This window comes from Klebsiella sp. K4 (assembly GCF_014596785.2).
In the GTDB taxonomy this organism is placed as follows: domain Bacteria; phylum Pseudomonadota; class Gammaproteobacteria; order Enterobacterales; family Enterobacteriaceae; genus Klebsiella; species Klebsiella pneumoniae.
Window position 1 is genome coordinate 4,155,203 of record NZ_CP115021.1, and the last position, 17,204, is coordinate 4,172,406.

18 protein-coding genes are annotated in these 17,204 nt (G+C 59.1%); 6 read left to right on the forward strand and 12 right to left on the reverse strand.

The features are described 5' to 3' along the window. Nucleotides 1–36: 36 nt before the first annotated feature. Complete coding sequence (gene sbcD / locus IB144_RS20610) at nucleotides 37–1,242, forward strand: exonuclease subunit SbcD (RefSeq protein WP_009485322.1); 1,206 nt, start codon at nucleotides 37–39, stop codon at nucleotides 1,240–1,242. Then, entirely contained in the window at nucleotides 1,239–4,376 is a 3,138-nt protein-coding gene (gene sbcC / locus IB144_RS20615) for an exonuclease subunit SbcC (protein WP_065888838.1), read from the forward strand. The genes sbcD and sbcC overlap by 4 nt, the downstream gene beginning before the upstream one ends. A gap of 79 nt (nucleotides 4,377–4,455) precedes the next feature. Here sbcC and mak read toward each other — a convergent pair whose 3' ends face one another. Next, on the reverse strand, nucleotides 4,456–5,370 hold the full coding sequence (mak, locus tag IB144_RS20620) for a fructokinase (RefSeq protein WP_002890286.1): 915 nt from the start codon (nucleotides 5,368–5,370) through the stop codon (nucleotides 4,456–4,458). 91 nt (nucleotides 5,371–5,461) lie between these two features. Between mak and rdgC the strand changes: the two genes are divergently transcribed. After that, on the forward strand, nucleotides 5,462–6,373 hold the full coding sequence (gene rdgC / locus IB144_RS20625; protein ID WP_002890285.1) for a recombination-associated protein RdgC: 912 nt from the start codon (nucleotides 5,462–5,464) through the stop codon (nucleotides 6,371–6,373). Nucleotides 6,374–6,444: 71 nt separating this feature from the next. On the opposite strand, the gene ppnP is transcribed toward rdgC, so the two are convergent. The 4 genes from ppnP to aroL all read right to left on the reverse strand — a co-directional run bounded on the left by ppnP (nucleotide 6,445) and on the right by aroL (nucleotide 8,534). Further along, nucleotides 6,445–6,729, reverse strand: coding sequence for a pyrimidine/purine nucleoside phosphorylase (ppnP, locus tag IB144_RS20630; RefSeq protein ID WP_065888837.1), 285 nt, complete (start codon nucleotides 6,727–6,729; stop codon nucleotides 6,445–6,447). A 77-nt stretch (nucleotides 6,730–6,806) separates the two neighbouring features. Next, entirely contained in the window at nucleotides 6,807–7,487 is a 681-nt protein-coding gene (locus tag IB144_RS20635; protein WP_004144619.1) for an AroM family protein, read from the reverse strand. Nucleotides 7,488–7,737: 250 nt separating this feature from the next. Continuing rightward, the gene (locus IB144_RS20640; protein ID WP_002890278.1) at nucleotides 7,738–7,929 is read right to left on the reverse strand and encodes a YaiA family protein; all 192 of its coding nucleotides are present in this window, start codon (nucleotides 7,927–7,929) and stop codon (nucleotides 7,738–7,740) included. A gap of 71 nt (nucleotides 7,930–8,000) precedes the next feature. After that, on the reverse strand, nucleotides 8,001–8,534 hold the full coding sequence (gene aroL / locus IB144_RS20645; protein ID WP_002890276.1) for a shikimate kinase AroL: 534 nt from the start codon (nucleotides 8,532–8,534) through the stop codon (nucleotides 8,001–8,003). A gap of 328 nt (nucleotides 8,535–8,862) precedes the next feature. On the opposite strand from aroL, the gene IB144_RS20650 reads away from it, so the two are divergent. Then, a complete protein-coding gene (locus IB144_RS20650) occupies nucleotides 8,863–9,573 on the forward strand; it encodes a DUF2076 domain-containing protein (RefSeq protein ID WP_002890273.1) in 711 nt (236 codons plus the stop codon). Here IB144_RS20650 and IB144_RS20655 read toward each other — a convergent pair. Further along, on the reverse strand, nucleotides 9,570–10,028 hold the full coding sequence (locus tag IB144_RS20655) for a YaiI/YqxD family protein (RefSeq protein WP_002890230.1): 459 nt from the start codon (nucleotides 10,026–10,028) through the stop codon (nucleotides 9,570–9,572). The genes IB144_RS20650 and IB144_RS20655 overlap by 4 nt on opposite strands. Before the next feature lie 116 nt (nucleotides 10,029–10,144). Between IB144_RS20655 and proC the strand changes: the two genes are divergently transcribed. Further along, on the forward strand, nucleotides 10,145–10,954 hold the full coding sequence (gene proC / locus IB144_RS20660) for a pyrroline-5-carboxylate reductase (protein WP_023341086.1): 810 nt from the start codon (nucleotides 10,145–10,147) through the stop codon (nucleotides 10,952–10,954). A 67-nt stretch (nucleotides 10,955–11,021) separates the two neighbouring features. Here proC and IB144_RS20665 read toward each other — a convergent pair whose 3' ends face one another. From IB144_RS20665 to IB144_RS20685, 5 genes are all read right to left on the reverse strand, one after another. Further along, nucleotides 11,022–11,339, reverse strand: a complete 318-nt coding sequence (locus IB144_RS20665) for a PsiF family protein (protein WP_002890225.1) — start codon at nucleotides 11,337–11,339, stop codon at nucleotides 11,022–11,024. A gap of 91 nt (nucleotides 11,340–11,430) precedes the next feature. Further along, nucleotides 11,431–12,861: an alkaline phosphatase gene (phoA, locus tag IB144_RS20670; RefSeq protein WP_065888836.1), complete on the reverse strand. Its 1,431-nt coding sequence runs from the start codon at nucleotides 12,859–12,861 to the stop codon at nucleotides 11,431–11,433. An 89-nt stretch (nucleotides 12,862–12,950) separates the two neighbouring features. After that, nucleotides 12,951–13,211 carry an anti-adapter protein IraP gene (gene iraP, locus IB144_RS20675; protein ID WP_002890221.1) on the reverse strand — a complete coding sequence of 87 codons (261 nt, stop codon included), beginning with the start codon at nucleotides 13,209–13,211 and terminating at the stop codon, nucleotides 12,951–12,953. A gap of 299 nt (nucleotides 13,212–13,510) precedes the next feature. Continuing rightward, nucleotides 13,511–14,710, reverse strand: a complete 1,200-nt coding sequence (locus IB144_RS20680; protein ID WP_065805593.1) for a multidrug efflux MFS transporter — start codon at nucleotides 14,708–14,710, stop codon at nucleotides 13,511–13,513. Nucleotides 14,711–14,879: 169 nt separating this feature from the next. Further along, complete coding sequence (locus tag IB144_RS20685) at nucleotides 14,880–15,563, reverse strand: extensin family protein (RefSeq protein ID WP_065888835.1); 684 nt, start codon at nucleotides 15,561–15,563, stop codon at nucleotides 14,880–14,882. A 99-nt stretch (nucleotides 15,564–15,662) separates the two neighbouring features. On the opposite strand from IB144_RS20685, the gene ddlA reads away from it, so the two are divergent. Further along, entirely contained in the window at nucleotides 15,663–16,760 is a 1,098-nt protein-coding gene (gene ddlA, locus IB144_RS20690; protein ID WP_004151348.1) for a D-alanine--D-alanine ligase, read from the forward strand. A gap of 32 nt (nucleotides 16,761–16,792) precedes the next feature. Here ddlA and IB144_RS20695 read toward each other — a convergent pair whose 3' ends face one another. Further along, nucleotides 16,793–16,996, reverse strand: a complete 204-nt coding sequence (locus tag IB144_RS20695; protein ID WP_002890215.1) for a DUF2754 family protein — start codon at nucleotides 16,994–16,996, stop codon at nucleotides 16,793–16,795. Between the last annotated feature and the right edge of the window lie 208 nt (nucleotides 16,997–17,204).

Genomic DNA, 17,204 nt, shown 5'->3' on the forward strand with positions numbered 1-17,204 from the left:
ATACTGCCGCCCATGCTTTTTCGCTAGGGAAGATTTATGCGCCTCCTTCACACCTCCGACTGGCACCTGGGCCAGAATTTTTACAGCAAAAGCCGCGCGGCCGAACACGACGCTTTTCTTACCTGGCTACTGGACCGCGCGCAGGAGCATGAAGTCGACGCCATTATCGTGGCTGGCGATATTTTTGATACCGGCTCGCCGCCGAGCTACGCCCGCGAACTGTATAACCGTTTCGTCGTCCAGTTGCAGCAGACCGGCTGTCGCCTGGTGGTGCTGGCGGGCAACCACGACTCGGTGGCGATGCTCAATGAATCCCGCGATATCCTCGCCTTTTTACACACCACCGTGGTGGCGAACGCCGGCTACGCGCCGATTGAGCTGCCGCTGCGCGACGGCACGCCGGGCGCCATCTTCTGTCCGGTGCCGTTTTTACGCCCGCGCGAGCTGGTGACCAGCCAGGCCGGTCACTCCGGTCGGGAAAAACAGCAGCAGCTGCTGCACGCCATCAGCGACTATTATCAGGAGCAGTATCAGCAGGCCTGCGCGCTGCGCGGCGATCGGCCGCTGCCCATCATTGCCAGCGGCCATCTGACCACCGTCGGCGCCAGCAAAAGCGATGCCGTCCGCGACATTTACATCGGCACACTGGATGCCTTTCCGGCGCAACACTTCCCCCCTGCCGACTACATTGCGCTGGGCCATATTCACCGGGCGCAGATGGTCGGCGGCTGCGAGCATATCCGCTACAGCGGCTCGCCGCTGCCGCTGAGCTTCGATGAAACCGGCAAAGCCAAATCGGTGCATCTGGTGAGCTTTAGCGAGGGGCGACTTAGCGCCGTGGAAACCCTGGAGGTGCCCGTGACCCAGCCTCTGGCGGTAATCAAAGGCGATCTGGCCGCCATCACCGCCCAGCTGGAGCAGTGGCGCGGCGTCGAGCAGGACCCGCCGGTGTGGCTGGATATCGAAATCACCACCGAGGACTATCTGCACGATATTCAGCGGCATATTCAGGCGCTGACGGAGGATCTGCCGGTGGAAGTGCTGCTGGTGCGCCGCAGCCGCGAGCAGCGCGAGAAAATACTGCTCAACGCCCAGCGGGAGACGCTCAGTGAACTGAAGGTGGAGGAGGTATTCGAGCGCCGGCTGGCGCTGACCGAAATTGACGATATGAAGCGCGCCCGGCTGCATGAGCTGTTCGCCCATACGGTGCATACGCTCACCGCGGAGGACGAAAACGCATGAAAATCCTCAGTCTGCGTCTGAAAAACCTCAACTCCCTGAAAGGGGAATGGAAGATAGACTTTACCGCCGAGCCGTTCGCCAGCAATGGCCTGTTCGCCATTACCGGCGCCACCGGGGCCGGGAAAACCACGCTGCTCGATGCCATTTGCCTGGCGCTCTATCATGAAACGCCGCGCCTGAATAAAGTCTCCCAGTCGCAAAACGACCTGATGACCCGCGATACCGCCGAGTGTCTGGCGGAAGTCGAGTTTGAAGTAAAAGGCATCGCCTACCGCGCTTTCTGGAGCCAGAACCGGGCCCGTAACCAGCCGGATGGCAATCTGCAGGCGCCCCGCGTCGAGCTGGCGCGCTGCGCTGACGGCAAAATCCTCGCCGATAAAGTCTCGGACAAGCTGGAGCAAACCGCGACGCTTACCGGCCTCGACTATGGCCGCTTCACCCGCTCGATGCTGCTTTCCCAGGGGCAATTTGCCGCCTTCCTGAACGCGAAGCCGAGCGATCGCGCGGAGCTGCTGGAGGAGCTGACCGGCACGGAAATCTACGGCCAGATTTCAGCCATGGTCTACGAACAGCACAAAGCCGCTCGCCATGTGCTGGAGAAGTTCGAAGCCCAGGCGGCGGGCATCGTCCTGTTGACGGAAGCGCAGCAGCAGGCGCTGCAGGAAAGTTTGCAGGTACTTACTGACGAAGAAAAAGCCCTGCTGGCCCAGCAGCAGAGCCAGCAGCAGCAGCTCCAGTGGCTGACCCGCCGCGACGAGCTGGCGCAGCAACAGCAGCAGGCCGCCACCCGGCAGCAGCAGGCCCGCCAGGCGCTGGCGGACGCCGCCCCGGCGCTGGCGAAGCTTGAGCTGGCCCAGCCCGCCGCCCAACTGCGTCCCCTGTGGGAGCGCCAGCAGGAGCAGACGGCAGGCCTGGCGCAAACCCGGCAGCGGATCAGTGAAGTAAATGCTCGCTTACTTGCCAGCACGGCGCTGCGCGCGCGCATCCGCCAAGGCGCCTTGCGCGCTCAGCAGCAGCGTCAGGCTGAACTGGCCGATCTGGCGCAGTGGCTGGCCGCCCATGAGCGTTTCCGCTTATGGGGTCAGGAGATCGCCGGCTGGCGGGCGCAATTCTCGCAACTGACGCGGGATAAACAACAGCTAACGGCTCAGAGCACCCGCCTGGCCGCGCTACGCCAGAAGCTGGCCACGCTGCCAGCCAGCCCTCTCACCCTGAGCGCGGATGACGTTGCCGCAGCGATAGAACAGCAAACCCAATCGCGGCCGCTGCGCCAGCGCCTGATCTCCCTGCATGAGCAGCATCAGCTGCTGCGCAAGCGTCTGCGCCAGAACGCCGACAGCGTCCAGCAGGCGCAGGCGGAGCAGGTAAAACTTAACGCCACCCTGACGCTGCGCCGGGAACAATATAAAGACAAAAACCAGCACTATCTCGACCTGAAGGCGCTCTGCCAGCGGGAAGAAACGATTAAAGACCTGGAAAGCTACCGCGACCGGCTCGAGGCGGGTAAGCCCTGTCCGCTGTGCGGCGCCTGTGAACACCCGGCGATTGAACAATACGCCTCGTTGACGCTCACGGATAATCAGCGCCGCCGCGATGCGCTGGAAAAGGAGGTCGCCGCGCTGAAAGAAGAAGGCCTACTGATCCTCGGGCAGGTCAAGGCCCTGACGCAACAGCTCCAGCGTGACACCGAAGCGGCCGGGCGGCTCGCAGAGGAAGAGCAAGCGCTTACTAAAGCGTGGCAGGAGACCTGCGCCTCTCTGCACATCACGCGGGATATTGCGCAAGAGATAAACGACTGGATGCAGGAGCAGGAGCGCTACGAGCAGCAGCTCTATCAGCTCAGCCAGCGCCTGATGTTGCAGAGTCAGCTTAACGATCAGCAGGCGCTGGAGCGCCAGGCCGAGCAGCAGCTGGCGGCCACGCGCCAGGGACTGGAGAGCGCCCTGCAGGCCCTGGCCCTGAGCCTGCCGGCAGAAGGGACAGAAGCCGCCTGGCTGCACGCTCGCGAAAGCGAATTTGCCCAGTGGCAGGCGCAACAGACCCGACATGATGCCATTCAGCAGCAAATCGCTGCTCTGCGGCCACTGCTGGAGACGCTGCCGACCAGCGACGAGACAGAGGTTGAAGCTGAGTCGGCCATCCCGGACAACTGGCGCGAAATCCACGAGGAATGCCTGTCGCTGCACAGCCAGCTTGTCGCCCAGCAGCAGCAGGAAACTCAGGAAAAGGCGCGTCTGGACCAGTCGCAGGCGCACTTCACCTCCGCCCTGGCCGCCAGCCGCTTTAGCGATCGGGAGGCGTTCCTCGCCGCGCTGCTGGATGACGAGACCGCCCAGCGGCTGACGCAGTTAAAACAGACGCTGGAGCAGCAGCTTCAGCAGGCGGCCGCGCTCTGCGAGCAGGCGACCCGGCAACATGAGGCGCACCTGGCGCTGCGTCCGCAAGGGGTGGACGCTGACGTCCCCACCCTGCAAACCCAGCTGCACGCCCTGGCCCAGCGGCTGCGGGATAACACTACCCGCCAGGGTGAGATCCGCCAGCAACTCAGGCAGGACGCAGAGAGCCGTCAACAGCAGCAGGCGCTGGGGCAGCAGATTGCAGAGGCGGCGCAGCTGGCGGACGACTGGGGCTATCTCAATTCGCTGATCGGCTCCAGCACCGGCGACCGGTTCCGCAAATTCGCCCAGGGGCTGACGCTGGATAATCTGGTCTGGCTGGCAAACCAGCAGCTCAACCGCCTGCATGGCCGCTATCTGCTACAGCGCAAGGCCAGCGAGGCGCTGGAGCTGGAGGTTGTCGATACCTGGCAGGCCGACGCCGTGCGCGACACCCGCACCCTCTCCGGCGGCGAAAGTTTCCTCGTCAGCCTGGCGCTGGCCCTGGCGCTGTCAGACCTGGTGAGCCATAAGACGCGGATTGACTCCCTGTTTCTTGATGAAGGCTTCGGCACCCTCGACAGCGAAACGCTGGACACGGCGCTGGACGCCCTGGATGCCCTTAACGCTAGCGGTAAGATTATCGGGGTGATCAGCCACGTGGAGGCGATGAAAGACCGCATTCCGGTGCAGATCAAAGTGAAGAAGATTAACGGCCTGGGCTATAGCCGGCTGGACAAAGCGTTTGCGATGGAGTGAGGTCTGAATTATGGCGATGTCCCCTCACCCTAACCCTCTCCCGAGGGAGAGGGTCCGGGTCCGGGTGCGGGGAAGTGGTTCAGGTCCCCTGGAGCGGCCACAGCCAGGCCGCGCCGCGTACCCCGCTGGAGTCGCCGTGCATCGCTTTGCGGATCGGCGTTTCACACTCGCCGCCGAAGACCCACTGCTTCACCAGGTCCGGCACCGTCTGATACAGCCGTTCGACGTTGCTCATCCCGCCGCCCAGCACGATAACGTCCGGGTCGAGGATATTCACCACGTGGGCCAGCGATTTCGCCAGCCGCTGTTCATAGCGGCTCAGCGCCAGTTCAGCCTTTTCGTCACCTTCTCCCACCAGGCGCATAATCTCGCTGCCGGTTAACCCTTTGCCGCTCAGCCGCTGATAGTCGGTGGCGAAACCGGTGCCGGAGATAAAGGTTTCGATACACCCCTGTTTGCCGCAGTAGCAAGGGACTTCCGCACGGTAGCGCAGCTCATCGTCGTTCATCCACGGCAATGGGTTATGTCCCCATTCGCCAGCGTTACCATTGCCGCCGATATGCGCCCGCCCGTTGAGCGCCACCCCGGCGCCGCAGCCGGTGCCGATAATCACCGCGAATACCGTTTGCGCCCCCGCCGCCGCGCCGTCCACCGCTTCCGACACCGCCAGACAGTTGGCATCGTTAGCCAGCCGGACTTCCCGCTCAAGGCGCAGGCTGAGGTCCTTATCAAAGGGCTGGCCGTTGAGCCAGGTCGAGTTGGCGTTTTTCACCACCCCGGTATAAGGCGAAATTGAGCCAGGAATGCCCATCCCCACGGTACCCTGCTGTCCGGTCGCCTGCTCGGCCATCGCCACCAGAGTGGCGATGGTCTCGATGGTTTGCCGGTAGTCCTCCCGCGGCGTGGGTAACCGGTGGCGAAACAGCTGCTCTCCCTGGTCGCTCAGGGCTATCACTTCGGTTTTTGTTCCACCTAAATCAATACCAATACGCACGCTCAGCTCCTCACCCCGATTAACAATGCAAGCATAGCGACAATTCGCTATCATGCCCGCCTGATTTAACGACAAAGCCGTGGAAATTATCATGCTGTGGTTCAAAAATTTAATGGTTTACCGTCTCAGCCGCGATATCGAATTGCGCGCCGAGGAGATGGAAAAACAGCTGGCCGAGCTGACATTTACCCCTTGTGGCAGCCAGGATATGGCGAAAACCGGTTGGGTGTCGCCGATGGGATCGCACAGCGACGCGCTGACGCATACGGCAAACGGCCAGATCATTATCTGCGCGCGTAAAGAAGAGAAGATCCTGCCGTCGCCGGTGATTAAGCAGGCGCTGGAGGCAAAGATCCAGAAGCTGGAAGCCGATCAGGGCCGCAAGCTGAAGAAGACCGAGAAAGATTCCCTGAAAGATGAAGTGCTGCACTCGCTACTGCCGCGCGCCTTCAGCCGCTTCAGCCAGACAATGATGTGGATCGACACCGTCAACGGCCTGATCATGGTCGACTGCGCCAGCGCGAAGAAAGCGGAAGATACTCTGGCCCTGCTGCGTAAAACCCTCGGCTCGCTGCCGGTGGTGCCGCTGACCCTGGAGAATCCGATTGAGCTAACGCTGACCGAGTGGGTCCGCTCCGGCACCGTGGCGCAGGGCTTCCAGCTGCTGGACGAAGCCGAGCTGAAAGCGATGCTGGAAGATGGCGGCGTGATCCGCGCCAAGAAGCAGGATCTGGTTAGCGACGAAATCGCTGTACACATTGAGGCCGGGAAGGTCGTCACCAAGCTGGCGCTGGACTGGCAGCAGCGTATTCAGTTTGTGATCTGCGACGACGCGTCAATTAAGCGCCTCAAGTTCTGCGATGAACTGCGCGACCAAAACGAAGATATCGATCGGGAAGATTTCGCCCAGCGCTTTGACGCCGACTTTATCTTAATGACCGGCGAGCTGGCTGCCCTGATCCAAAGCCTGGTGGAAGGGCTCGGCGGCGAAGCGCAGCGCTAAGCGCCGCTTTCCTTCCTGCCGGGCAGGAAGGAAAAAACAACCCGGCGGCAGGCGCCGGGCGTCACGCTGGCTTACAGATAGCGGCACAGATAAGAGGTTGGCTCAGCCACCTGTAGATGAAATTCACTGTTGCCTGGCACATTGAAAACTTCGCCGGCAGCGTAAACTTTCCACTCAGCCTCACCCGGCAGCAGGACATTCAGCGCCCCGCTGACTACCGTCATCTCTTCCGGCTGCGCCGTACCAAAGGTGTATTCCCCTTCCGCCATCACGCCAACGCTGGCGCGACCGGTACTGCTGCTGGTGAAGCCAATGGATTTCACTTTTCCGTCAAAGTATTCATTGCCTTGAAGCATAAACAAGCCCTTCTGATCGTCGGTTAAAGGCTCAATATAGGGGGCGCTCCTTGCCCCTGTCACGTGAAATTAACACATTAGACCAATAGTTCTGCCGCCAGTCGGGAAACCAGCACATTCGACAGCAAAACCGGAACATCGAGGGCTTTTTGTAACACATCGCGATGATGCTGATAGTAACCGAGACAGTCGAGGACCAGCACGTCGGCACCCTGCTCCAGCAGCGTTTTGCCGGCGGTTAATAGCTCGCTGTCGCTGCCGGTAAACGGATTGGCCAGCGCGTAGTATGGCGACTTTTCCAGCGAGAGCCACTTTTGCCGCTGCATGGGCATGATCTCTTCCACCGGCACGATCACCCCTACCTGGTGCCCATCGACGATCGATGCCACCAGCGGCGGGATGATCCGCTGCGGCTCGAGGAGGATCGCGTGATGGGTGGTAAAACCGGTCAGCTGTTCGGAACTGAGCAGCAGGATCACATCATAATGTTGTCGATCCAGCATCGCGATCGCGCTGCGGACATCGCGTTCAATTTTCTGTCGCGACACCATCACCAACTGGTTATTACTGAGCAAGGTCAGGAGTCCTTTCTCGCCGTCACCTACGGCGTACTCGGCCATTACCTCGTCAGGCGTCATCTCGCCCAGCAGGCTGATGTGGGCGATCTGTTCTTCCCTGATATGTTCGGTCAGGAGCGGCAATACTCCCGCCAGCGGCACAACGCCGATGGTCAAAATTGCCATCGTTGCACTACTCATATCATGTACCTTTTCACAACCACTGCTTCAACACAGGCTTTCCACACACAGCATCCGCCCCCCTGGTGAGTAAAAATCAACCGTCGAGAAGCGTAGCAGCTCCACGCCGCGGTTGAATGTAAAGATTGCCGGGCGGCGGCGCCGTGCCTGAAAAATCCGTGTGTTAGATATTCATTAGTACGACTGATAAATAAAAAATGTGAGATACGCCCGATATTGCCAGCATGGCGGGCAATTCGGGCTCAGGGGGTTACGACTTGTCAGGATCTTCATAACGCCGTTTGGCATCCACGGCTTCCTGCTCGGTAGGATGTTCGCTGATAAGCGAATCAGGCTCAGGATAATCCGCACGGAGCTGATACCAGGTCACCGTCTGACCCTGAGGACCTTTCTCTACCGCAACCACGCGCGCTTCTCTCGGATATGGGGGCCTGTTTGGCATAGTTCTTCCTTCTTCTGGTAGCAGAACTATTAAGTATAGGCGCCCCTCGCCGCCTTAATGTAAGTAAATTCTTAACTTACCGGGGTTGCCGTCGCGCTGCATAGCATGGACATAATCTGCTCCACCACCCGATCCGGCGAGGCCGTGGCATCCACAATATGGTGGGCAGCGTCCCGGTATAACGCTTCGCGCTGCGCCAGCACCTCGCCCACTTCCTCGCGCACCGGTTTTCCGGTCAGCGTCGGCCGCTGTTCGGCTTTCGGGTAGGCTTCCAGACGGTCAATCAGCGCCGACACCGAGGCCTGCAGATAAATCACCACGCCATTCTCCCGCATAAACTGACGGTTACCTTCCGCCAGCACAATACCGCCGCCGGTGGCGATTACCGTATTCGGCAGGGTCACGGCCTTCAGCGACAGGGTCTCCAGTTCACGAAAACGCGCCCACCCTTCCGCCTGCACGATCTCAGCCACCGTCCGCTGCTCATGGGCCTGTAGCCGATGATCGGTATCGGAGAACTGAAAATGCCGCGCTCGCGCCAGCGCATGGCCGACGGTGGTTTTACCGCAGCCGCGTGGCCCAATAAGAAAGATAGGCTGTGTCATAACCGAAGACCCCCTGGTTCCGTCTGTCGCAAAAAAATGAAAACGAAAGCACGTATTATCGCTGTCTGTCCCGCAATGCATACGTAAAGAAAAAATTACACAACTTCTTTACACCCCATTACCACGGTGAGAAGAGGGGCTATTAATGTAAACTTATCATTGCATTTAGTGTTTAACCAGCTTTACTTTCCGCTTGGCGTTATTTTTTATCCACCGCTGGCGTAAACGGTAACACATTTATGCATAGCTTTACGAAGCAACATATTTACAACATCATGTTTCAGAAGCACCCTGATGCCTATTCGACAGTGTGACAGAGGAATGTAACATGCAATCTGAAGAACAACGCCTTATTGATGGACTGTTTTCCCGGCTGAAAGAGGCTGAGGCGCACAGCGCATCGCGCGATGCCAGCGCCGAGGAGCGGATTGCCCAACACGTGAGCGCGCAGCCGGCGGCCCCCTACTATATGGCGCAAACCATTCTTATCCAGGAAGCCGCGATTAAACAGCTTAACGATCGCATCCAGGCGCTGGAGAGTCAGGTCAGCCAACTGCAGGCGGCAAAGCCCAGCAGCGGCGGCTTCCTCTCCGGCCTGTTTGGCGGTGGCGGCTCGTCACGCGGTTCTGACCCTATCCCGGGCGCGGAGCAATATGGTCGCCCGCAGGCCAGCGCTCAGCCGCAGTATACGCCACCACCGCAGCAGAACTATGCCCCGCAGGCTGCCGCACGCGGCGGCGGCTTTATGGCGGGCGCGCTGCAAACGGCCGCTGGCGTGGCAGGCGGCGTGGTGCTGGGCAATATGCTGACCAATATGTTCAGCGGCTCGCACCCGCAGGAGATAGTCAATATCATCGAAGAGAAGCCGCAGCCTGATGCCGCCTCCGCGCAGGACAGCATCGCGCAGGACACCACCGCAGGTGACGATCCGTTCCGCCAGGGAGACGATCAGTTCCTTGCCGACAATACCTGGAACGACGACTTCGACGCCGGCTTTGGCGACGATGATTTTGGCAGCGATGACGATAGCTGGGTTTAACCCTGGCGACGCTTAACCGCCAGCAACCACTTCTCCAGCTCGGCGGCAAACTGTTGCCGATCGCGCTGCGATAAACTATCCGGGCCGCCGGTCTGAACGCCGCTGGCCCGTAATGTCTCCATAAAATCCCGCATCGTCAGCCGCTCGCGGATCGTCGCCTCGCTGTAACGTTCCCCGCGCGGATTCAGCGCCGCCCCGCCCTTCGCCAGCACCTCCGCCGCCAGCGGGATGTCGGCGGTGATCACTAAATCTCCCGCCGCGCACTGGCGAACGATTTCGTTATCCGCCACGTCAAAACCCTGCTCAACCCGCAGGGTGCGGATGAAACGCGACGGCGGCACGCGCAGCGGCTGGTTCGCCACCAGCGTCAGCGGAGTCTGGGTCCGCTCTGCCGCGCGGAACAAAATCTCTTTAATCACGTTCGGACACGCGTCCGCATCCACCCAAATGGCCATGCCAGCTCCTGTTACCTGCAATAAGTGACGCCAATGTTACCTGCTTTTCTCCCCCAGGAAAGCGCCAGGATGGTAAGCTAATCAGATCGTAACGAAAAAAGCAGAGGGGAATGGTGATGGATAAGAAAATTGGCTTTATCGGCTGCGGCAATATGGGTAAGGCCATTCTGGGCGGGCTGATCGCCAGCGGTCAGGTACAGCCGGGACAAATCTGGGTCTACACCCCGTCGCCGGACAAGGTTGCAGCTCTGCGCGACCAGTATGGCATCAACGCCGCCGGTAGCGCCCAGGAAGTGGCGCAGATTGCCGATATCGTCTTCGGCGCGGTTAAACCGGGGATCATGACCAAAGTGCTGGGCGATATCGCCTCCAGTCTGAATAAAGAGTCGCTGGTGGTCTCTATCGCCGCCGGCGTTACGCTTGAGCAGCTGGCGCGCGCCCTTGGCCACGATCGCAAAATCATTCGCGCGATGCCGAATACGCCGTCGCTGGTTAACGCCGGTATGACCTCCGTCACGCCTAACGCCCTGGTGAGCAGCGAAGATGTTGCCGAAGTGCTGACTATTTTCCGTTGCTTTGGCCAGGCGGAGCAAATTGCCGAGCCGATGATCCATCCGGTGGTGGGGGTAAGCGGTTCGGCGCCGGCCTATGTCTTTATGTTTATCGAAGCGATGGCCGATGCCGCCGTCCTCGGCGGAATGCCGCGCGCTCAGGCCTATAAATTCGCCGCCCAGGCGGTGATGGGCTCCGCCAAAATGGTGCTGGAGAGCGGAGAACACCCAGGGGCGCTGAAAGATATGGTCTGTTCCCCTGGCGGGACCACCATCGAAGCCGTGCGCGTGCTGGAAGAGAAAGGGTTCCGCTCGGCGGTAATCGAAGCCATCACCCAGTGTATGGAAAAATCAGAGAAACTGAGCCGCTCCTGAAGCTGAGCTGGCGGGCTTCAAGCCCTGAGAGGTTAAAGAACAAGGGAGCGCGAGCGCTCCCTTTTTTTCAGGCTTTCTTCAGGCAGCTACTCATGAAGGTACTGCGTTCATCGCCCTTCAGTGATTTCGCCGTGGCCGCTTTGCTGCAGTCGCTCATTTTCTGCTGCTGAGGGGTGAGCGCCTTTCCCTGCGAGGTCGTGGTCTCTTTTTTCAGACACTGGCTCATAAAGGTTTTGCGCTCCTCACCTTTCAGCATTTTGGCTGACGCTTGCTGATTGCAGTCCGTCATCCTTTGCTGCTGAGGAGTGGGCGTTTTTTCTGCCGCGCCAACCGCGCTGATAAAGATCAAGCCAAACAGTAGGGTCATCAATAAAGTTATTTTCATCGCACCATCCTTCTGTGAGTGGAACGTTGTAAGTCTGGACGCAGATAGAAAAAAAACCAGCCGGTGACGCAATTTCGCCACCGGCAGCGACTTATTTGAGACTCAGGGCAGCTTTCATGGTCGTGAACAGGTCGGTCTGATCGGTCAGGCCGACGACGTTAGCCGCATGCGGACCGTAGGCCGCAATGCGCAGTTGGGTGCCGGTGTGCTCCATCGACTCTTCCTCAGAGTTGCCGTAGCTCATCACCATCACCGCGCCATCGTGCGTGTTCAGAGCCTGGGTCAGCCCCGGGGCTTTGCTATCCGCCGGGATGATCTGGCTGGCATGCGCATGGTCGGCGGTGACGATCACCAGGGTATTACCGTCTTTTCGCGCGAATTCCAGCGCCTTCTGCACCGCTTCGTCAAGATCAACCGTTTCGCCGATCTGGCCGCACGGATTCGCCGCATGGTCCTGCTTATCGATGGAAGCGCCTTCGACTTGCAGGAAGAAACCTTTCTCGTTGCGACTCAGCAGGTCAATCGCTTTCTCCGTCATCTGCGCCAGCGTCGGCACCGAGGCGTCACGCTTCGGGTTTGGCGTACAGGTCACCGGCGGCTTATCGATATTACCGTGATAAGACGCCTTCGGCCCTTCCCAGCGTACCGGCATATTGCCATCGGCAAAGAGTCCCAGCAGCGGTTTATCCTGACTGGCTTCCGTCGCGGCGGCAAGAGAAGCCGCGTCGGTCACAATCTGGTAGCCGCGCGCTTGCGCCTGCTCGCGCAGGGTTTTGCCCTGCCACTCGCCCGCCGTCGCCGTTTCGGCAAAGGTCTTCGCGCCGCCGCCCAGGGTGACATCCGGTCGGGCGTTCAGCAGCTGTTCGGTAATGGAGCCTTTGCCCCCTTTTTCCAGCGCATTGCTGGGGCATTTTTCGCTGGTGACCGTCGGGCCATAGCATTTACGCGATGTCACATGCGCCACCAACGCCGCGGGGGTGGCGTCCTGCAGCTCGGCGGTGGAAACGTTGCCGGTGGCCAGCCCCGCCGCTTTCGCCAGCTCGAGGATGGTCTGATGCGCATTCTCATGAATATCGACGCCCAGCGCGCCGTTATAAGTCTTCACGCCGGTGGTCCAGGCGGTGGCGGAGGCCGCCGAGTCGGTCACGTAGTCCGGTTTCGCGGTTTTTTTATCCAGCGAATAATGCGTGTACTGCCCGGTTAACGGCAGAGCATCAATTCCTTTAAAGAAACCGCCCGCCCCCTCGGCATAGTTTCGCGCAGCGGTAATTTCCGAATCACCCATGCCATCGCCAATCAGCAGAATAACGTTTTTAGCTGGCTTATTGATTAACGAGGCGCGCAGCGCTTCGGTTTGATCGCCTGTTAAACGACGCGCGCCGCCAGGAGTGGTGATATCTCCCTGCGCAGCGCGATTTTCCAGAACCGGCGCAGCAGTAGTTTCTGCATGAATAACCGGCGAGCCCAGTAGAGGAATCAGGGCAATAAACAGGGCGCTTAATTTCACTTTTGTCATCTCCATGTAAAAAATACTTAAAAAAACAAAACGAGGGAGACTTTATAAAAGGGAGATGACAGAAAAATGACGGCATCCTTGTCGTGTCACAAAGACTAGCTACGAGGATGCCGCAACAGCTTCTTTAGATATTGCTGCAGCAGCATCGCATCATGGTCGTTGACCGGCGGACAGGGCGTCACCTGGTCAATCGCCTGTTCAATATCCTGAATCAATGCCTGCTGGGCATCATGCTCCATATGGCGCAATAATGCGGTGACCACGATCTCCAGCGCTTCAACCTGCACCGTCAGTTCCTTTGCTTCTTCTTCCTTTTGCGCCAGTTTAACCAGTAACTCAGCAATGAGATTCTTCATAGCACCAGTTCCTTATGCGAGGCCTGTTTTGATTGGGATGTCATACGCGATGACGGACCTCAGAATTACTTAAATTAAGAATCATCGCAACACCCAATATACAGCGAAACGTTTTACCACAATAAAATACCACTATAAATAGTATTGTTTAATCATGACCGGGGTTGCTTATAACCAGATTGCCTGGAAAATAATAAAATGGAATAGCGTTCACGCCATGACGATAACAAAAAGTAATAGTAAATCCGCTGACGGCGAATAATGCTGACGGTATCGCAATAAATACCGTCAGCAGAGGTTCAGGCGTTAGCCCGGCGGGTTTGGCGCAGCATCCACGCCAGTTGCCAGAGGTTAATGAAAACGATAATGGCGGTGGCAATAAACACCCAGCGGAAGCCGGCCATGGCTGACACAGAGGCGCCAATTAGCGGCCCGGCGACGTTGCCCAGATACATAAACGACTGGTTATAGCCAAAGATACGCCCGGTGACGCTGTCGCTGCTGTACTTCAGCAATAAGGTCTGCACCGCCGGGAGCATCGCGCCATCGGCAAAGCCGAGCAAAAAACGCAGCGTACCCAATTGCAGCGGGGTGGTGACAAAGGACATGGCGAAGAACATCACCACCGCGCAGCAGAGCGTCGCCAGCAGGATCCGCGAGGTGCCGATGCGGTCGCCAAGCTTACCCAACCGTGGCGCAGAAATCAGTGCCGACACGCCGGGCACCGCGGCGATCATCCCGGCCAGAAAAGCGATATTGTTGCTGTCCGGCGCCATCGACTTAATAAACAGCGCCAGAATCGGGCCGATTGAGCCGTTGCACAATTGGATCACCAGGGTGGTGAAAAAGAGGCTGATCACCAGCCCCGGATAGGGCAAGGAGGCAAAGACCTGTTTCCCGGTGAGACGATCGCTTTTGCTGACCTGCGGGCGAACGCCCTCTTTAATCAGAAACAGGGTCACCAGAAAACTGATGGTCAGCAGGATCGCCGTAATAAAAAAGACCATTCGCAGCCCGACGTGGTCCGCAAGGAAGCCGCCCAGCAGCGGGCCACCGATCACCCCGCTAATTTGCGCCGTCGACAGCGTGCTTAGCGCCCAGCCGCTGCGCTCGCGCGGCACCTGGGAGGCCACCAGCGCCATGGCGTTGGGAATATAACCGGAGGTTAAGCCCATGATCGCCCGCAGGATAAACAGCTGCCAGACGTTGGTGGCGAAAGCCTGCAGTAAAATGGCAATCGCCATCCCCAACGAGGCGCGCAGCAGCATGAGCTTGCGGCCTTTACGGTCCGCCAGGCTTCCCCACATTGGCGAGACGATCGCCGAGACAAGAAAAGTGACGCTGAAGGTCAGCCCCGACCACATCGATAGCGCTTCATGCGAGGTGACGCCGAGCTGGGAGACGTAGAGGGGTAAAAAGGGGAGAATTTGACTGATCGCCAGGCCGGTAAAAAAGCAACCAAACCAGACGGAGATGAGATTAACCTTCCAGGATTCCATAACTACGCGTATTCATTAATGATTTGCCAATTATTATCTAGCTTAGCAATTTCATCCCACTGGTGTACTACCATAGATGCGCTGGCGGTGAGTTTGGTGTTTTATGGCTGCGGATGAGAGCCTGACGAAGCATTTTCTGGTCATTTAGGCTGCTCATAGCGCTTTATGCTCAAAAGCAGAAGCCCTGCCCGCGCATGCCGAAATGAAAATGGTTGGCGTGAGCCGCGTTGTACTCTGGCCCCAGCGCGTTACCGAAGTAATGGCAACTGCTGCTCAACAGCGCCGCCAGCCAGGGGCGCGAAGTTTCGCTCCGCCAGCCCTGCAGGACGCTAACGCGTCTACCGTCCGCCAGACGGAAACCGCTGACGTCCAGCGCGTCCGCCGTGGCGTGTTCACTGCGCCGCGCCTGTTGACGATGGTAAATATTGCGGCAGGCAAAGCTGCCGAGATGATCGATCTGACGCAGGTCGCTCGCCATCAGCTGCCGGGTCAGCGGCTTCGCCTGCTGCTCGATGTACAGCGCGCTGCTCAGCGCCAGCGGGCAGCTGGCGAGAAAACTACTGCTCAGCTGCACCGAGCCAAAATTCGCCACCCGCACCACGTTACGCAGAGGGCAGCTTCCCTCGCTGTCGGCCACCGGCCGGCTGGCGATAAGCCGCCGGCGATTGGCTTCCGCCAGCAGGAAGGCGCACTGGTCTGCCGTCAGCCTGCGCAGCTTAAACGACGTCAGCCAGCCTGGGGGATCGTCCAGCGCCAGCGGCGCCAGCGGATTCAGGTGCGGCGGCAGATTGCGGTATCCCAACAGGCCCGCGCCGAGCAGCCCGGCCAGCACCAGCAGCGTCTTTCCTCTCACGCCCACTCCCGTCAATTGATCAGGTAAATATTATGGCAGCCAGGCAGCGGTTTCACATGGTATGTTATGCCCTTTGATGTTATCTGGATGGAAGTTGAAATGGCAAAGATGAGGGTTGGGATCGTTTTTGGCGGCAAGTCGGCGGAGCATGAAGTGTCGCTGCAGTCAGCGAAGAATATCGTGGAAGCGATTGATAAATCGCGCTTCGATGTGGTTCTGTTGGGTATTGATAAACAGGGGCTGTGGCACATCAACGACGCCGGCAACTACCTGCTCAACGCACAGGATCCTGCCCGCATTGCCCTGCGCCCTTCCACGGTGACTCTGGCGCAGATCCCGGGCCGCGAAGCGCAGCAGCTGATTAACGCCGAAAGCGGCCAACCGCTGGCGGCCATCGATGTGATTTTCCCGATCGTCCACGGCACGCTGGGTGAAGATGGCTCCCTGCAGGGGATGCTGCGCATGGCGAATCTGCCGTTCGTCGGCTCCGATGTGCTGGGCTCTGCAGCCTGTATGGACAAAGACGTGACCAAACGTCTGCTGCGCGACGCCGGGCTCGCCGTCGCCCCGTTTATCACACTCACCCGCGCCAACCGCGCGCAGTTCAGCTTTGCCGATGTCGAAGCGAAGCTGGGCCTGCCGCTGTTCGTTAAGCCGGCTAACCAGGGATCGTCGGTTGGCGTCAGCAAAGTTAAAAACGAAGAGCAGTACCATCAGGCGGTGGCCCTGGCCTTCGAATTTGACCATAAAGTGGTGGTGGAGCAAGGCATTAAAGGGCGGGAAATTGAGTGTGCGGTGCTGGGTAACGACCACCCGCAGGCCAGCACCTGCGGTGAAATCGTCCTCAACAGCGAGTTTTACGCCTACGACACCAAGTATATCGACGATCAGGGCGCGCAGGTGGTAGTCCCGGCCGCTATCGCCCCTGAGATCAACGACAAAATTCGCGCTATCGCGGTGCAGGCCTACCAGACCCTGGGCTGCAGCGGCATGGCTCGTGTCGACGTGTTCCTCACCGCCGACAACGAGGTGGTGATCAACGAGATCAACACCCTGCCGGGCTTTACCAACATCAGCATGTATCCGAAGCTGTGGCAGGCCAGCGGTCTCGACTACACCAGCCTGATCACCCGCCTGATTGAGCTGGCGCTGGAGCGCCATGCCGCGGACCGGGCGCTGAAAACCTCCATGAACTAAAACGCGTTTTACCCCGCCTGGCAGCGGCGGCCTCAGGCCTCTTCTGCCGGGCGGCGGCGGATCACAAAGCCCGCAATCCAGAAGCTAATGACCCAGGTGATCAGACCGACGGCGTAGGATTGCCACCCCTGTGTTTCAAACCCCAGCAGCCCCACCACGCCATTAAGAATAAAAATCAACCCCAGCGCCACGGCGTAGTAGTGCCAATCGCGGCGAATTTTATCAGTGAGCTTCATGCGGCCTCCAACAGCAAAAAACGCATCTTCGCATAGCCGCCCGCGGCGGTCTGTAGCGATATGGAGAATGTTGCTGGATTGCGACGCCGCTCTCCCTTTTGTGCTCCTGTGGCGCAGTTAACACAACGGCGAAAACAGGATTATTCCTGGACGGCAATTACCAGCAATCTGATACTGATGATGGCCCCTGACTGCCAGAATACCTGAC

Excerpts from the sequence above, each read along its gene's own strand:
- IB144_RS20640 (WP_002890278.1), bottom strand. The coding sequence starts at position 7,929 with ATGCCAAACAGGCCCCCATATCCGAGAGAAGCGCGCGTGGTTGCGGTA.
- IB144_RS20680 (WP_065805593.1), bottom strand. The coding sequence starts at position 14,710 with ATGGAATCCTGGAAGGTTAATCTCATCTCCGTCTGGTTTGGTTGCTTT.
- IB144_RS20635 (WP_004144619.1), bottom strand. The coding sequence starts at position 7,487 with ATGAGTAGTGCAACGATGGCAATTTTGACCATCGGCGTTGTGCCGCTG.
- IB144_RS20650 (WP_002890273.1), top strand. The coding sequence starts at position 8,863 with ATGCAATCTGAAGAACAACGCCTTATTGATGGACTGTTTTCCCGGCTG.
- IB144_RS20695 (WP_002890215.1), bottom strand. The coding sequence starts at position 16,996 with ATGAAGCTCACTGATAAAATTCGCCGCGATTGGCACTACTACGCCGTG.
- ppnP (WP_065888837.1), bottom strand. The coding sequence starts at position 6,729 with ATGCTTCAAGGCAATGAATACTTTGACGGAAAAGTGAAATCCATTGGC.
- sbcC (WP_065888838.1), top strand. The coding sequence starts at position 1,239 with ATGAAAATCCTCAGTCTGCGTCTGAAAAACCTCAACTCCCTGAAAGGG.
- rdgC (WP_002890285.1), top strand. The coding sequence starts at position 5,462 with ATGCTGTGGTTCAAAAATTTAATGGTTTACCGTCTCAGCCGCGATATC.
- proC (WP_023341086.1), top strand. The coding sequence starts at position 10,145 with ATGGATAAGAAAATTGGCTTTATCGGCTGCGGCAATATGGGTAAGGCC.
- iraP (WP_002890221.1), bottom strand. The coding sequence starts at position 13,211 with ATGAAGAATCTCATTGCTGAGTTACTGGTTAAACTGGCGCAAAAGGAA.
- sbcD (WP_009485322.1), top strand. The coding sequence starts at position 37 with ATGCGCCTCCTTCACACCTCCGACTGGCACCTGGGCCAGAATTTTTAC.
- phoA (WP_065888836.1), bottom strand. The coding sequence starts at position 12,861 with ATGGAGATGACAAAAGTGAAATTAAGCGCCCTGTTTATTGCCCTGATT.
- ddlA (WP_004151348.1), top strand. The coding sequence starts at position 15,663 with ATGGCAAAGATGAGGGTTGGGATCGTTTTTGGCGGCAAGTCGGCGGAG.
- IB144_RS20655 (WP_002890230.1), bottom strand. The coding sequence starts at position 10,028 with ATGGCCATTTGGGTGGATGCGGACGCGTGTCCGAACGTGATTAAAGAG.
- IB144_RS20665 (WP_002890225.1), bottom strand. The coding sequence starts at position 11,339 with ATGAAAATAACTTTATTGATGACCCTACTGTTTGGCTTGATCTTTATC.
- aroL (WP_002890276.1), bottom strand. The coding sequence starts at position 8,534 with ATGACACAGCCTATCTTTCTTATTGGGCCACGCGGCTGCGGTAAAACC.